This window comes from Flagellimonas sp. (assembly GCF_965233845.1).
Classification (GTDB): Bacteria; Bacteroidota; Bacteroidia; order Flavobacteriales; family Flavobacteriaceae; genus Flagellimonas.
Map to the genome: position 1 here is coordinate 3,536,388 of NZ_OZ247584.1, position 15,212 is coordinate 3,551,599.

The following is a 15,212-nucleotide window of genomic DNA, read 5'->3' on the forward strand; positions in this document are numbered from 1 at the left end:
ATGAGTAAGAAAAATAAGAAAGCAACAAACGCGAACAAGCCATTTATCTTCCAAAAGAAAAACTATGTGTTCCTTTTTATAGGATTGGCCTTTATAGCTTTGGGGTTTATTTTGATGAGTGGTGGCGGTAGTGACGATCCCAATGTGTTCAATCCTGATATCTACAGCTTTAGAAGAATACGCTTGGCACCCACTTTGGTGCTCATAGGTCTTGGGATACAAGTCTATGCCATTTTGTTGAACCCTGACAAAAACAGAAAATAGTTTGGAGTTAATCGATGCGATTATCCTTGGCATTATTCAAGGACTTACCGAGTTTTTACCTGTATCTTCAAGTGGACATTTAGAATTGGGCAAAGCCATTTTAGGTGCGGAATCACTACCGGAAGAAAGCTTGTTGTTTACCGTGGTGCTCCATTTTGCCACCGCATTGAGTACCATCGTAGTTTTTCGGAAAGATGTATGGGAAATTATTCGGGGCCTTTTTCAATTCAAATGGAATGAGGAAACCCAATTTTCCCTAAAAATTATCATTTCCATGATTCCTGCAGCACTTGTGGGCTTTTTTCTGGAAGACTTTCTGGAGGTCTTTTTTGATGGTGCCATCATCATTGTGGGCATCATGTTATTGATTACCGCCATCCTTTTATATTTGGCCGATTTGGCCAAGACCACCGACAAAGGCGTGTCTTACCGTAGTGCCTTCGTGATTGGCATGGCCCAGGCCGTTGCCATTTTACCAGGTATTTCTAGAAGTGGGGCCACCATCTCCGCAGCCGTTCTTTTGGGTGTGGACAAGTCCAAGTCAGCTCGATTTTCTTTCTTGATGGTTGTACCCTTAATCTTGGGGAAAATGGCTAAAGACATTCTAAGTGGTGAGATAGATTTTGCGGGGGACCAAGCCATTGCCATGGGAGCAGGTTTCATTGCTGCGTTTATAGCTGGTTTGGCCGCCTGTACCTGGATGCTCAAATTGGTGCGGCAAAGTAAGCTTACCTATTTTGCCATTTATTGTTTGATCATAGGTCTTATTGCCATTGCTTGGAGCATTTGGGGTTAGCCTTTCCATAACGATGCTTACCTTAGTCCCAAAAAATTACAGGGAATTGAAAACCAAAGAAGATTTCTTAAACGGGCAAATATTGCTCATTGACAAGCCATTGGAGTGGAGTTCGTTCCAAGCGGTGAATGCCTTAAAGTGGGCCATTCGGAAGAAATTCGGTTTAAAAAAAATAAAGATTGGTCACGCCGGAACCTTGGATCCTTTGGCAACAGGCCTATTGATTATCTGCACTGGAAAGTTCACCAAAAAAATTCCTGAGCTCCAGGGACAGATCAAAGAATATACAGGCACATTTACTTTGGGTGCCACCACCCCTTCCTATGATATGGAAACTGAAGTAAACCAAACCTTTCCCATAGATCACATTACCGATGGGCTGCTTTATGATGCCGCAACCGGCTTTCTTGGAGAAATTGACCAAGTACCCCCTGTGTTCTCCGCCTTAAAAAAGGATGGGAAACGGCTTTATGAATTTGCTAGGGAAGGAAAGGAAGTCGAAATTAAATCCCGAAAAGTTGAAATTCGCACCTTTGAAATAACCAAAATCGACATGCCTCATGTGGACTTCCGAATTGTTTGTAGCAAGGGCACCTATATCCGATCCATTGCCCATGATTATGGTAAATCCGTGCAGGCTGGGGCCTATCTCTCCGCATTGAGAAGAACCAAAATAGGTGATTTTAACGTAGATAATTCCGTCACACCAATGGTTTTCAAGGCGAACCTTGGACTGGAAGGATAAATTTCTTTCCCGGTTCCAGTAGTTTCCACAACCTTTGGTGTAAAATAATTTTGAAAAAAAGCGGTTATAATAAGACCATGAATCTGAACAGAAACCAGTTATCATTTTTAATAACTTTTTTCTCCATGTCCATTATCGTTTTGTTGCTTTTCAACATTCATTTGGGCGGGATGCAAGAGGAAGAATATGTTATTGAAATGAGTTTGGATGATGAAGATATTGAGGAGTTGTTGAAGGAGGAAGAGGAACGTTTGGAAGAATTGGCCAATAACGAACCCATAAAAAGCCATATGGCCTTTAATGAAACGGCCAAACCCACCATAGGTAATCCTGAGCCTCTAAAAACCCTGGAAGAACTCATGGAAGAGCGCGCCTTGAACAGTGAGGAGGGCGAATTTTCGGATGCGGACAGCGATTTTGCCAACCAGTTGAAGGAATTGGCCGCAAAACGGGAGGAAAAAAAGGAGCTTCTAGGAGAAAGAGAGGCTCAAAAGGAAGAATTCACCAATTACTTAAAGGATAGGCGCACTTCAATTTCATTTTCATTGGTTGAGCGAAATGCGTATTCCCTTCCTCCGCCCATTTACACCTGTATTGAAGGAGGAAAGGTGGTTATCAATATAAAAGTGGATAGTAACGGCTACGTTACCGAAGCTGATTTTAATGATAGTAGTTCTGGCACAAACAACTACTGCCTCATTGAAAATGCCATTACCTATGCGCTAAAGGCGCGGTTTAGCCCAGATTCCAAGAATTTACAGATTGGAACAATTACTTATCTATTCCAAGGGAAGTAAATCCAACAAATCGCTTAAGGTGTTTTGCCCTTTATCCTTGTTGTACCAAACCTGAAGATTTTGCTTGAATTCGGATGTTAATGTTCCGTGTTCTTTTTTGAAGTCCTCCACCATTTGGGTTGCGATGCTAGGTCTAGGGCCCCATTCCCCAATTATTGCATCAGCCTCCTTATCCAAAACAATAAGCTTGGGAATGGATTGTGAGCCATTGGTCAGGAATTGATTCATTAAATCAAGGTTCTCATCCCGAAGCACAACTTTAAACTCGATGTTCGGATTTAGCTCCGCAATCTTGTTCATTACAGGTAAACTGGGTGCAGCATCCCCACACCAGCTTTCACTCAAAACCAAAAAAACAAGTTTGGACTTCACTTTTGCGATCCGCTGCTGCGCTTCCTCTGATATTTTGATGGTCTTATCCCACCGCTTCATTCGGCGGTCATTGAGTTCGGTATAATTGATTAGGGATTCCAACTGCTCTGGCCCTGTGGTTTGTCCATTTTTTGCCAATTGCTCCACCATACTGCGGTACTCCCCATATTCCATGCCCTTTGAAATTCCTTCTTGGATAAGTTCCAACGGGTTCTTCTGTATTTTTGCTTCTGCTACTTCCATTCCTTTTTTGCTTCAAAAATAGTCCCCATAAGAGACTAAAAATCTGATATTTGTCATTGGTTGGAAAATGGACTAAAAACTTACAAACTTGTTCAATCCAAAAGAAAGGCAACCATTTTGGTATTACTAAGAATCGAGGAATCGCTTTTTGACCATACCTCCACGGGTATCATTTATGCTGTTCATTACCACAAAGGCCGAGTTGTCAATCTTATCGATCTCGTTATGTAATTTTCGAATCTCCAATCGAGTGATCACTGTATAAATCACGTTGTACTCATTTTGCTCTCCCTGGCTCCCATACCCGCCCTTGGCTTCATAAATGGTGAGACCACGGCCCATTTTCTCCACAATCATTTTGCGGATCTCCTCACTTTGTTTTGATATGATGGTGACCCCAGTATATTCTTCAATTCCTTCCACTACAAAATCCAGGGTTTTGGAGGCAGCCAAGTAGGTAAGCATGGAATACAGTGCCGCTTCAATGGAGAGCAAATATGCAGCAGCAAGAAAGATGATGACGTTGACCAGAATGATGATATCCCCAATTTTAACACCCCATTTTCTACTCAAAAAAATGGCCAGGACCTCCGTGCCATCCAAAACGCTTCCCCCTCTGATAGACAGGCCAATTCCCGCCCCAAGGAAGAATCCGCCAAAAACCGCCACCAATAGTTTATCCTGTGTAACCTCTGGAAATTGAATCAAAACCAAGGTAAGTGCCAACCCCAAAATGGCCACCGCAGTCTTTAAAGCGAATTGTTTACCAATGACCTTGTACCCCATAAAAATAAAAGGCAGGTTAATTAGGACAATCAGTATCCACAAAGGTGCAGCGGTCACTTCTGAAACCAACAGTGAAATCCCTGTTACCCCCCCATCTATAAAAACATTGGGCAAAAGGAAACTTTCCAGGCCAAAAGCTGCGGCAAAAATCCCCATCAAAATGAAGAATGTATCCTTCAATAGTCGTTTGGAGTCTCCTTTGGTTCCCTGTACCGCCAATATGCTTTTTTTACCTGCCATGACTAAAATTTATAACTCAATAGGGTTGATGGCCAAACTTTTAAAGAGCTTTGCTTTAACATAAAAGAACTTATTCTGTAGTTCATTTTGCTTTAGCTGTGCGTCAATCAGTTTGCTTTCCCTTGAATTGATCAAGAATACGGAACTTTCCCCGACCGAGAACTTTCTTTCCTCGGCGTTAAGTAAACTACCGTAATTGGCAACTATGTCAACTATGAGTTGATTCTGCAACACGTAAGAGTCCAGTTCTTGATATAACGCGGTAATCTTGTTCAATAGCTCCACTTGGGCATTGTCCCGCTCAAATTGCACATCCCTTAACTTGAATTTTGCAAGCTTCAATTCTCCTCTTTCCTTTCTTAGAAAGAGTGGGAATCTAAAGGTTACACCACCTTTAAAATCATCTGTGATAAACGAATTGATCTGTTCCGGTGATTCCGTCAAAAAATTGTATTCCACATCCAATTTAGGCAACAATTTGTTAGCCTTCAAACGCTTATCCACTTCCATTCCATCAATTTTGAATTCAAGTGAACGCAGCTTGGGATGGTTTTCCAAGATCAAACTATCCAATCCCTGACCGGCAATTTGTAATGTGGCATCAATCTTTGAGGCTACCTGAACGTCCGGAATTACTTCGGGCTGCAGTTCAACAGGAACATCATTGATCCACAGAAAATTGGATAATGCCAGGGAAGCTTTCATAAGCTTTACCTTGGCCTGTTCCCTGCCCAAAACCCGATTTTGAAGGCCAATTTTGGCTTCAACGGTGTCAACTATGGCCATATCTCCGGCCATAGCACGACGTTTAATACCATCCAATCGCACATCGGCGTTTCTTACGAAATCATCATAAACATTGTAGTCCAAATAGGCCCTTAACCAATCGAAATATGCCAAGGAGGCCTTATACAAAATCCCATTCACCTGAAGATCTTGGTCGGCTTTGGATTGCTCCCTAAAGAACTTGGCCTTGCGCAGGGTGGCCATTCGATCATTGATCCAAAATCCCTGTCCCAAAGACATGGATACCCCAGCACTATACAGTCCGTCCATGGGCAAGGTTTCATCGGGATTGATAAAACTGCCCTGGTTTTGCTCAAAATTTCCTTTAAGCTCAATTCCAAACCAGGTTGGAATCTTGAAAGTGGTATTCAAACGATCCCAATATTCCGTGCCCTTGAATTCCTTTTTATCGTAATCCACTTCTATTTTGGGATCAAAACCGCCTCTTGCACGCATTAAATTGGCCTCACCAATAGCAATGTTCAGCTGGGCTTGTTTGGCAATGGGATGGTACTTTTTTACATACCCCAGATACTCCCGAAAATCGAGCACGGGATTATAATCTTGGGCTTGGACCCCAAGAGTGAAAAACAGGCAAATCCACAAATAAAATCCAGGAATGTTATTTATTAGCATCGGCCATTTTGTTTTGCGGTTGATAATAATTGGGTGGGAATCCATTGAGCTGCCTCCACACTTCGAACCAAATGGGCACGTCGTTCAAAAGGGCAATGGTATTGGCTCCAGAGCCAACTCGTAGGGCCTCTGGCCATTCCCCTTCCTCTAGGTCCGGAGCCAAAAGCACCCTGTATTTCCCATTTTCACTGATGAAAGTCTCGATGGCCACAATCTTGCCTCCGAAGGTTCCAAAAGAAACATTGGGCCAACCATTGAAAACGATGGCAGGCCAACCATCAAACTGGATACGAACCTTTTCCCCTATATGGATCAAGGGAAGATCAATAGGCTCCACATAGGTCTCTACGGCCATGTCATATTGAGCCGGCATAATGCCCACCAATCGGTCTCCTTCCTTAAAGGTCTCTCCAATTCCTGATTGCAGGGCCTTATTGATGAATCCGCTTTGTGGTGCCTTTATGTACATCATACTGTTACGGATTTCATAATTGGTGTACTGATTTTCCAGTTTGGTCACCTGCGCTTCGGAATCAAACTGATTGGATTGGGCAGTGAGCATATCGCTCCTTGCCTTGGAAATTTTGTCCGTGTACTCCGCTTGCACCCTATTGACCTCGACTTGGGTGTTGATGACCTCATTCTTACTGGTCAAAAGCTTATTTTCTTGGGAAATCAGCTTGGCCTGGGTCTCCTGCAACTTCAACCTTTTTTCCTCCACATCGGTCAAGGCTTTTAGGCCCTCCTTTTCCAGCTCGGCTATTCGGTTGTACTGACGCTCAGCAATGGCAATATTGGTTTTGGCCGCCTCGAGATCTATACTATCGCTCTGCACTTTTAGCCGGGATTGCAACAGTTTGTTTTGAGCCTGTTTCAACTTTAATTGACGCTCGGTGGTAAGGGCCGCAATTTGTTGGTTCAGGGCCTTAACTTTCTCTTGATAGGATGTAACGGCCATGGACTTTGCCTTGATCTGCTTGCCTGTTCTGGCGACCAAATTAGGATCAAAATACTCGCTCTTGACCTCAGAAATATGGAGTATGGTGTCTCCTTTTTCCACAAAATCCCCTTCCCTAACATACCATTTCTCAATACGGCCAGGTATGGGCGATTGAATGGTTTGCGGACGTTGATCTGGTTTTAAGGTGGTTAAATATCCCTTTCCTGATATGGTCTGTGTCCAAGGCAGGAACATCACAATCAGGGTTATTAGGGAGAACACTGCGAGCAAGCGGTTAAAATGCTTGTTGTGCCTTCTTCCAAAGACTTTTTGGGCAGCCTTATAACCACTCAAATCCACTTTTTCATTCAATTTGTTGGGTGATATATTTAGCATGCTTCTATCTTTCGTTTATCAATTTTCCTTTTTCCATGGTGATGATTCTGCCGCATCGCCGTGTCCATTTTGGATTTTCACTTACAATAACCAAGGCCCATCCATTCTCTGGATTCGTTAAGAAATCCATGATTCTTTCCGCCTCTTCTTCTCCAAATTGGTCCAAAGGGTCTTTGAGTACCAATAGCTTTGGTTTTCCAACTATGCTTCGGGCCAAAACAATCTTTTTGGAAATGGCATAGGGAATCTGCCTCCCTTCCGGATAAATGATGGTGTTCAATCCTTGGGGCTGCTCCTTGACAAACTCTGTTAAGCCTGTATTTTCAAGAGCCCAATACACATCATCCCTGCTTATGGACGAATCCCCGAACGTGATATTATTCAGCAATGTGCCTTCAAATGGGCTTTCTTCACTGAGGGACTGTCCCAAATGTGATCGATAATAATTGAGATTTATTCCCTGTAAGGCCACATTGTTTACAAAAACCTTTCCCTCGTCAGGTTCCAAAATACCGGCAATCAGGCGTAGTAATGTCGACTTTCCCGATCCACTGGATCCCTGAAGTAAAATGGTGCAGGACGGGGTGATGGTCATAGAAACATTGTCCACAATCTTTTTGTCTCTTTCCGGAACATAATAAGACACTTCATCCAATTCCAAAACAAAGCCCTCATCTTCGCTAAAAGGTTTCTCACCAGTTTGGGGCTCCAATTCCTTGTCCACAACCTGCCCCAATTTTTCCAAAGAGGTCAACAAATCGTAAAAGGTCTCCAGACCCAAGATCATTTTTTCTACCGAACTGATCACCAAAATGATGATGATCTCAGCAGCAACAAATTGCCCTATATTCATTTCTTGGTTCAGTACGAGTAGTCCTCCTATCAACAGTAATCCTGCGGTAACCAACACCTTAAATCCTATCATTTGGATAAACTGAAGGACCAATACCCTAAAATGTCCTTCCCTGGCATCCAAGTAATCTGCTACCAAAGTATCGTTCTTGTCTACTGCGTGACTGGTTTTCCCTGAAAGTTTAAAACTGACCAAGGATCGGGCAATTTCCTGAATCCAGTGGGCTACTTTGTACTTATTTTTTGATTCATCCAGACTAGTATCTAGCCCCCGTTGCGCCGTAAATTTAAAGACCACATAGATCAGCAACACCAAAAGCAGACCATAGAGAATAAAAAACGGGTGGTAGAACGAAAGCAACAATAAGCCAAATACAATCTGCAGCAGGGCCGCTGGAAAATCGATTAGAATTTTGGACAATCCCTTTTGGACTGTAAGGGTGTCAAAAAAACGATTGGCCAACTCTGGCGGATAGTAATTCCGGAGCTCGTTCATCTTAATTTTGGGGAATCTGTAAGCAAATTCAAAAGAGGAACGGGTAAATATCTTTTGTTGGACGTTCTCTATAATGCGCATCTGCATCAACTGCAGCGTACCTGCAAAAGCTACACCCAAAGTGACCAAGATCACCAGGACAATCCATGAGGTGCTCACCTGCGCTCCTTGAATCAAATTGATAATTGCCTGTATCCCCAACGGAAGTGATAGGTTGACCACCCCGGCAAAAATGGCGTAATAAAAAACTTGGAGTATGTCCTTTTTATCCAATGCCAGCAACCCCATTAAGCGTTGCCATGCGGTTAGAACTTTTTCTGTCATACCTTTGGTGTTAAAGTACGGAACACAATATTGGTAAAATATTGGGTAGGGGTAACAGTGTCATCACAATCAGTAAGATTGGGAAAATGCTCTTTCAAGAAATACTGGTGCAATGACCCCTCCAAAATGGTGCTGGCCAAACTTGAGGGGTAAGGATAATCCTTGTCCACTGTGATAATCATTTCATGTAAGCGCTGGACCAACCGTTTGTAAATAACAAAATAACCCTCCTTGTTTTCCTGATCTACTTCCTTGGTCAAATAGGATTTTGAATATTCATTGATCACAATCTTATTGAGCAGTACTTCATTGACATGTGAAAAGTTAACATCCTCTTTTACGGTTTGTGTTAGGATTTCAATAGCCCTTCTTAATTTCTCCGTAGGGTTGGGTATGCCATTGGTGGCAAAGACCATTTTATATTCCAACCAGCCCCAATACCAGGAAGCCAAATAGAGCAGTAATTTATGTTTGTTCTCAAAATACCGGTAAACTGAGCTTTCATTGGATTGAATCTGCTCTCCCAGTTTTCGAAAGGTGAAACTTTCAAATCCCATTTCATGAATCATCAAAATACTCTGCTCCACGATTCTTTTCCCCAAATCCGAAGATTCAGGGTCTTTTAGATAGATTTTCTCGTTGATTCCTATTTTAATTGATTGCATTAACCGCTCCATAAGCTTTGCATTATTTGATATTGGTCTCAAAAATAAAAGTAATACTATTAAATTATAATAGTTTAACACTCTTTAACAATAGTGTTTATGTTTTTCAAGCGATTAATTCTATCTTTAGCTTGAAAAAATGGGAAATAAATTGCTATGAAAAGATTATTACCTTTAATAAGCCTGCTTCTTTTTGGTTATGCTGCCAGTGCACAGCAAAACCAATTTAGTATGCAGGTAATGCACTTCAATGAAAGTCGTGGGGATTTTGAACATGGAAAGCTGTTGGAAATCCCTTATTCCAAAATGGTGCTTGTGGAGAATTCCTTAAATTCTTCGTCGGGATTTGGCCTACAGCTCAATTTCCACGGACATCGAGTAACCGTAGATCAAATGGAAACCATGGCTGACGGGAGTGTTCAAGTGGTTTTACGGCGGGAAGACGGCAGAAATTTTTACGGCTTTAAACCTACCATTAAAGCTATTTTGGTACGTTAGCACAACTAAGAACTAATTGTAAACCTGACTGATATGAAACGATTTATTTACACTTTGGCCTTCGCATTGGTTTGCTTAGGTATGCAAGCTCAAGAACGGTATGTGGACCAAATTGAAATTGGTGATGAGATAATTCTGGGAAATCCTTCGGGCAGCCACTATAAATTTGTGGATGTTCCACGCAAGAACTTTATCATCAAAAGAGGAGGTATTGCAGATTTGTCAACCTTAAACAAAACCACCGTTACCATTACCGAAATTTTTAATGGTAAGGAGCCCAAGGTCACTTTTAAGCGCAAAGACGGCAAGAAGTTTTTTAGAATCTACAAAACCATGACCGCTGACTTTGACAAGGCCGTAGCTTCAGGAGAATTAAAGATGATTCCTGAAAAGAGTAAAGCGGCTATTGTACGATAAAGGGTTATCCTATGATGAAAAAGTGGCAGACATTGTGGTCCAAATCCAGTTCAGATGGGATTGAGGACAAGTCAAATTCGTCCATCGGCTGATCGATGGGCGGTTTGGCCATAGGTTTCTTGGCCAATGAACATCAAGCCGAAGGGATAAAACCATTTACCACCGATATTTTCATAGGATTTTTGGCCGTACTCCTTCTGGATATGGGAATCACCAGTGGTAAAAAATTGACCTCCTTTCTAAACAAGGGATGGTTTAGCATTGATTTTCTCTATTGGACTCCCCATTGTTAATAGCTGTGTGGTTGCATGATCCAGTCAATTCATCACGGAAAGTGTTGGTAATCGATTTTTATTTGCCATCCTTGCTGCCAGTGCTTCCTACATAGCGGTACCCGCGGCTATGTGGATTGCTGCTCCAAGGGCCAACCCAAGTCTTTATGTTCCTATGGCCCTGGCCTTGACCCTTCCCTTTAACATCACATTGGGCATGCCCCTATATCTTTTCGTTATCCAATTGTTTTAAAATCCACTGGCGAAATAAATCTTGTTTTACCCCAGCTTACTTTCCATAAAAAATTCAATTTCCCCTATCTTTAAACAAAAACCTATTTATGGCTAAACATCGATGTGGTTGGTGCGAAGGTGACACACTGTACGAAGCCTACCACGATCAGGAATGGGGGACTCCAGTAAAGGATGACCCTACACTTTTTGAGTTTTTGGTATTGGAAACCTTTCAGGCCGGACTAAGCTGGATTACCGTTTTGCGAAAACGGGAAAACTTCAGAAAAGCTTTTGACCAATTTGATTACGAACAAATTGTCCAGTATAACCAGGACAAAATTGATGCACTCTTGGCCGATTCCGGAATCATCAGAAACAAGTTGAAAGTCCACGCAACGGTGTCCAATGCAAGAGCCTTTATGGACATTCAGAAGGAATTTGGAAGCTTTAGCACCTACATTTGGGGATTTGTGGATGGGAAAGCCATCAAAAACAAATGGGATAACTACAAAGATTGCCCGGCTACGACCCCCCTTTCCGACGCCATAAGCAAGGATTTGAAAAAGCGGGGATTCAAATTTGTGGGAAGCACGGTAATTTACGCATTTATGCAGGCCACAGGAATGGTCAACGATCACGAGATGGGCTGTTTTAGATATGAAGAGGTCTAGATTTATTTTGCTTGCTATTTTCTTGGCCGCGGCCGTAAAGCTGTCGGCCCAGGGTAAGTATGAGCAAGAAACCAGGATTCCAAGAGCACAATTTCCGTCCAATGCGCTTGAATTGGTTTCCCCTTATCTAGAAGATGCAAAAAGAGTCCGGTTTTATCACGAGCAGGATAGCACCAAAAGAAGCTATGAGGTAAAATTTAAAAACCGAAAACTCCACTACAGCATAGAATTCAATGAACAAGGACTTTTGGAAGATGTTGAGTTTATCATCCAAAAAGGGGATATCCCAGAGGACAGTTGGAACCATATGACCAATCAGTTGACTTCCAGGTTCAAAAAATTCAGAATCAAAAAAATACAACAACAGTATCCCAGCAAGGATCGGGATTCCAAAGAAGTAATGCAACAGGCTTTTCAGAATTTGATTTTATCCTACATCAATTACGAGTTGGTTTTTGCAGCCAAGGACAAGCAACAATTCAAGACTTATGAAGCTTTGTTCAATTCAGAAGGAACACTGCTAAAGTTACGTCAATCATTCACATCCAACTATGACCATATCCTCTACTAAATGGCCTATTGGATTGGTGCTTTGTCTATTGCCCTTGCTATCTTGGGGGCAAGGGGAGTTCACTGGATTCTGGCAGCCCCAAATGGCTGTCAATTATAAGGTTTCGGGAACTTATTCACATAATCTCTCCTTGGCACACCGTATTTATTTTGTGGACGAAGGCGAATCTGGGTTTAGGGGCAGACATTTGGATTTGGTACATTTTTCCAAATTGGAGCTCAGTGATAATCAAAGTATTGCCCTTGGTATCCAGTATCGTTATAGGGATCTATTCGAGCAAAATCCCAACGAACTCAGACTAATGCAACAATTTAATTTTACCCAAAAGCCTTTAGTGGTTCGTTTTGGACATCGTTTCCGATCAGAACAGCGAATCACCAAATTAATGACCATTCATCGTTTCCGCTATCGATTTGCGGTTGACTTTCCTTTAAAGGGTGAAAAATTGAATTTAGGAGAGCCTTTTCTAGTTGTCAGTTTAGAAGGTCTGGCCAGTTTTGCCAAAAGTTCTTCCCCGGAATATGATGCCCGCGTCACAAGTCAATTGGGTTGGAAATTTGATAAAGGGCTTAAACTTCTAATGGGCACGCAGTATAGAGCTGAAAACTATACGGCTACAAAACCGGACCATATCTTATTCCTGCTCACGGGCGTTCAATTATCCCTTTAGGTGGGTCATAAAATCCGATCTGGAAATGAGCTCTGCTCCAAGGCTTTCCAAATGGGGTGTATGCACTTGGCAATCAATAAGTCTGTAGTTTTTTACTAGACATTCCTCTGCCAATTTTACAAAGGCAAATTTGGAAGCGTTGGAAGTTAGGCTGAACATGCTTTCGCCACAGAACACATGACCCAAATCCACGCCGTATAGCCCGCCTACAAGGGTGTTTTGCTGCCAAACTTCCATAGATCGGGCAATACCTCTTTGAAATAGTTCCATGTATGCCGACTTCATATTTGGGGTAATCCAAGTTCCTTCCTGGTCCTTTCGTTCCACTTGGGCACAACAATCCAAGACCTGTTCAAAACATTGGTTCTGTGTTAAGGAAAATTGTTGGTTTCGCATGACCTTGCGCATACTCTTGGACACTTTTATCTTTTGGGGGAAGAGTACCATTCTTGGGTCAGGGCTCCACCAAAGAATCAGCGCATCTTCATTGAACCATGGAAATATGCCATTTTTATAGGCCAACAAAAGACGCTCCGGTGACAAATCCCCTCCAACAGCCAAAAGACCATCAGAACTGGCCACCTCCACAGGCGGAAATTCCAATTGATCACCCAAAAAGTGTAATGGGATGTTGATTCCATCCTTTTCCATTTTCCAAAGCAGTTTTCTATAAATTTAATGAAAAGTTTACCAGATCAAAAGTCCTGCAATATAGATTAGGGACCCTACCAACATGAAAATTAGGGTATAGGGAAGAATCTCCTTGGCCTTCAACTTGGTAATTCCCAATAGAGGTAGTGCCCAAAAGGGTTGTAGCATATTGGTCACCTGATCTCCATAGGCCAGAGCCATTATGGCTTTGGGCAGGGGTACACCCAATTGCAGGGCGGACTCCAAAACCAATGGCCCCTGCACAGCCCATTGACCTCCTCCGCTTGGCACAAAAATATTGACCAGGCCAGCACTGAGAAAGGTAAAGATGGGAAGTGTTGTTTCTGTACTAATAGATACAAAAAAGTCGGAAATCCCATTGATCATTCCACTGTTGGCCATAATACCCATAATTCCAAAATACAGGGGAAACTGTATCAGGATTCCAGCAGTATCCCCAATGGCTTCTTCAATCGCATTTAAAAAACTCTTGAAACTTCCATGTAAAATTATGGCCAATCCCAGCATGAAAAAGTTGAGCATATTAGGGGTAATGTTCAGTATTCTAAGGGCCGGAAGGTATTGAATCAAGAAGGTCAGTAAAATCAAAACCCCAAAAATAGAAGCTGCTATTTTGGAATAGTCCAACTTTTCTGCCCCTTCCAAATTCTCCTTTTGAATGGACTGAAACTTATATTCCTTCAGGTTCATGACGGTAGGTTTGGCTTTTTTTCCTAGATAACGAACGGTCAAGGTTATGGCGGTAACCACCAAGACAAACAGGGCAAGGTTCCAGGGACTAAAAACTGTACTTGAGGTCGAAATCAATTCTGGCAACTGGTCAAAAAGTGAACTGTTCGAAACATTTTGCATCAGTTCCCTAAGATGCCCAGCTTCGGATACTTTTATAGGAGCAGATCCACTAATGCCCCCATGCCAAATCATTAATCCAGCATAGCCTGCGGCCCCGACCAAAGGATAATTTATCGGGATGTTGTTGGCCTGGGCGTACTCACCCACTTTTCTTGCCAAAATGGCCCCAAAAATGAGCCCAAGCCCCCAGTTAAAAAAAGCAACCAACATGGTAGGAAGAGCCACCAGAACTGCGGCATTGGAAGTAGAAGTTACAAGTTTAGTAATTCGAAGGATGAGGCGCCCCATAGGTTTACTCAGCACCAGCACGTGGCCCAAAACCAAAATGAGCATCATTTGGTATGCAAAAACCAAAAGCCCATTGTTCCAAACACCGTCTTCCCAATAGGATAGAATAGCCACTATGTGGCTCTCCTCTGAACGGTTCTCCGTGAAACAAAAGGCCAGGACCATGGTAAGCATGGTCAATAGAATGGCAATGGTGAACGGCGACGGTAAATACCGTCTAAAAATGCGCTCTATTACCTGGGTAAGTGCCAAAATGGTTTAGAATGGCAAATCGTCGTGATCTTCCTCGTTTAGGTCATCAGCAGGTTCAAAAGCCTCCATGGGTGGTACCGGCGGCATATCGGCAGAAGGTTGGGCAGCTTCCAAGTTTTCTATACGCCACCCTTGAATGGAATTAAAATATTTGGTCTCTCCCTGGGGATTTACCCATTCCCTTCCTCTTAGGTTGATACTGATCTTTACTTGCTGTCCAACACTATAGTTGTTCAGTAAATCGCATTTATCCTGTACAAATTCCACCAAAATATGCTGCGGATATTGTTCTTCCGTGGTTATTACAATTTCTCTTTTCCTAAAACCGTTATTACCGTAGGTTTTGGTTTCATCAATCATTTTTATTCTACCCTGAACTTCCATATATGCTATTTTCAATAAGCCCCAAAAATACATAAAATGCCTTCCAATAAAAACGACCAAGCATACCGAACTATCAACAAATTCTCACTTTTC

18 protein-coding genes and 1 pseudogene are annotated in these 15,212 nt (G+C 42.4%); 10 read left to right on the plus strand and 9 right to left on the minus strand.

Annotated features, from left to right (window positions below):
• The 4 genes from ACO6S0_RS15700 to ACO6S0_RS15715 all read left to right on the plus strand — a co-directional run bounded on the left by ACO6S0_RS15700 (window position 1) and on the right by ACO6S0_RS15715 (window position 2,602).
• Window positions 1-264 (plus strand): DUF3098 domain-containing protein, encoded by a 264-nt coding sequence (locus ACO6S0_RS15700; RefSeq protein WP_422349261.1) that lies wholly within the window; start codon window positions 1-3, stop codon window positions 262-264.
• A 1-nt stretch (window position 265) separates the two neighbouring features.
• Entirely contained in the window at window positions 266-1,060 is a 795-nt protein-coding gene (locus ACO6S0_RS15705) for an undecaprenyl-diphosphate phosphatase (protein ID WP_422349262.1), read from the plus strand.
• A gap of 46 nt (window positions 1,061-1,106) precedes the next feature.
• Window positions 1,107-1,805, plus strand: a complete 699-nt coding sequence (gene truB, locus ACO6S0_RS15710) for a tRNA pseudouridine(55) synthase TruB (RefSeq protein ID WP_422349263.1) — start codon at window positions 1,107-1,109, stop codon at window positions 1,803-1,805.
• A gap of 125 nt (window positions 1,806-1,930) precedes the next feature.
• The gene (locus ACO6S0_RS15715; RefSeq protein WP_422349264.1) at window positions 1,931-2,602 is read left to right on the plus strand and encodes a hypothetical protein; all 672 of its coding nucleotides are present in this window, start codon (window positions 1,931-1,933) and stop codon (window positions 2,600-2,602) included.
• Here ACO6S0_RS15715 and ACO6S0_RS15720 read toward each other — a convergent pair.
• From ACO6S0_RS15720 to ACO6S0_RS15745, 6 genes are all read right to left on the minus strand, one after another.
• The gene (locus ACO6S0_RS15720) at window positions 2,585-3,217 is read right to left on the minus strand and encodes a thioredoxin family protein (protein ID WP_422349265.1); all 633 of its coding nucleotides are present in this window, start codon (window positions 3,215-3,217) and stop codon (window positions 2,585-2,587) included. The two genes, ACO6S0_RS15715 and ACO6S0_RS15720, sit on opposite strands and share 18 nt — an antisense overlap.
• Before the next feature lie 126 nt (window positions 3,218-3,343).
• On the minus strand, window positions 3,344-4,243 hold the full coding sequence (locus ACO6S0_RS15725) for a YitT family protein (protein ID WP_422349266.1): 900 nt from the start codon (window positions 4,241-4,243) through the stop codon (window positions 3,344-3,346).
• Window positions 4,244-4,252: 9 nt separating this feature from the next.
• Complete coding sequence (locus tag ACO6S0_RS15730; protein WP_422349267.1) at window positions 4,253-5,665, minus strand: TolC family protein; 1,413 nt, start codon at window positions 5,663-5,665, stop codon at window positions 4,253-4,255.
• Entirely contained in the window at window positions 5,652-7,001 is a 1,350-nt protein-coding gene (locus ACO6S0_RS15735) for an HlyD family secretion protein (RefSeq protein WP_422349268.1), read from the minus strand. Before ACO6S0_RS15735 ends, ACO6S0_RS15730 begins: the two co-directional genes overlap by 14 nt.
• A 4-nt stretch (window positions 7,002-7,005) precedes the next feature.
• Complete coding sequence (locus ACO6S0_RS15740) at window positions 7,006-8,673, minus strand: peptidase domain-containing ABC transporter (protein WP_422349269.1); 1,668 nt, start codon at window positions 8,671-8,673, stop codon at window positions 7,006-7,008.
• Window positions 8,670-9,350, minus strand: coding sequence for a TetR/AcrR family transcriptional regulator (locus ACO6S0_RS15745; protein ID WP_422349270.1), 681 nt, complete (start codon window positions 9,348-9,350; stop codon window positions 8,670-8,672). The genes ACO6S0_RS15740 and ACO6S0_RS15745 overlap by 4 nt, the downstream gene beginning before the upstream one ends.
• A gap of 144 nt (window positions 9,351-9,494) precedes the next feature.
• Between ACO6S0_RS15745 and ACO6S0_RS15750 the strand changes: the two genes are divergently transcribed.
• The 6 genes and pseudogenes from ACO6S0_RS15750 to ACO6S0_RS15775 all read left to right on the plus strand — a co-directional run bounded on the left by ACO6S0_RS15750 (window position 9,495) and on the right by ACO6S0_RS15775 (window position 12,671).
• Window positions 9,495-9,836, plus strand: coding sequence for a hypothetical protein (locus ACO6S0_RS15750; RefSeq protein ID WP_422349271.1), 342 nt, complete (start codon window positions 9,495-9,497; stop codon window positions 9,834-9,836).
• Window positions 9,837-9,869: 33 nt separating this feature from the next.
• Window positions 9,870-10,253: a hypothetical protein gene (locus tag ACO6S0_RS15755; protein WP_422349272.1), complete on the plus strand. Its 384-nt coding sequence runs from the start codon at window positions 9,870-9,872 to the stop codon at window positions 10,251-10,253.
• A 95-nt stretch (window positions 10,254-10,348) separates the two neighbouring features.
• Window positions 10,349-10,778, plus strand: a pseudogene (locus ACO6S0_RS15760) (sodium-dependent bicarbonate transport family permease); the annotation flags it as partial.
• Between the two features lie 88 nt (window positions 10,779-10,866).
• Entirely contained in the window at window positions 10,867-11,430 is a 564-nt protein-coding gene (locus tag ACO6S0_RS15765) for a DNA-3-methyladenine glycosylase I (protein ID WP_422349273.1), read from the plus strand.
• Entirely contained in the window at window positions 11,417-12,001 is a 585-nt protein-coding gene (locus ACO6S0_RS15770) for a hypothetical protein (RefSeq protein ID WP_422349274.1), read from the plus strand. Before ACO6S0_RS15765 ends, ACO6S0_RS15770 begins: the two co-directional genes overlap by 14 nt.
• Entirely contained in the window at window positions 11,982-12,671 is a 690-nt protein-coding gene (locus ACO6S0_RS15775) for a DUF2490 domain-containing protein (protein WP_422349275.1), read from the plus strand. The genes ACO6S0_RS15770 and ACO6S0_RS15775 overlap by 20 nt, the downstream gene beginning before the upstream one ends.
• Here ACO6S0_RS15775 and aat read toward each other — a convergent pair.
• Genes aat through ACO6S0_RS15790 form a run of 3 tightly spaced genes read right to left on the minus strand, consistent with a single transcriptional unit; the run spans window position 12,660 to window position 15,119 of the window.
• Window positions 12,660-13,322, minus strand: a complete 663-nt coding sequence (gene aat, locus ACO6S0_RS15780) for a leucyl/phenylalanyl-tRNA--protein transferase (protein ID WP_422349276.1) — start codon at window positions 13,320-13,322, stop codon at window positions 12,660-12,662. The genes ACO6S0_RS15775 and aat overlap by 12 nt on opposite strands.
• A gap of 36 nt (window positions 13,323-13,358) precedes the next feature.
• Window positions 13,359-14,735, minus strand: a complete 1,377-nt coding sequence (locus tag ACO6S0_RS15785; RefSeq protein WP_422349277.1) for a short-chain fatty acid transporter — start codon at window positions 14,733-14,735, stop codon at window positions 13,359-13,361.
• Between the two features lie 6 nt (window positions 14,736-14,741).
• Window positions 14,742-15,119: a DUF3127 domain-containing protein gene (locus tag ACO6S0_RS15790; protein ID WP_420401087.1), complete on the minus strand. Its 378-nt coding sequence runs from the start codon at window positions 15,117-15,119 to the stop codon at window positions 14,742-14,744.
• Window positions 15,120-15,212 lie beyond the last annotated feature (93 nt).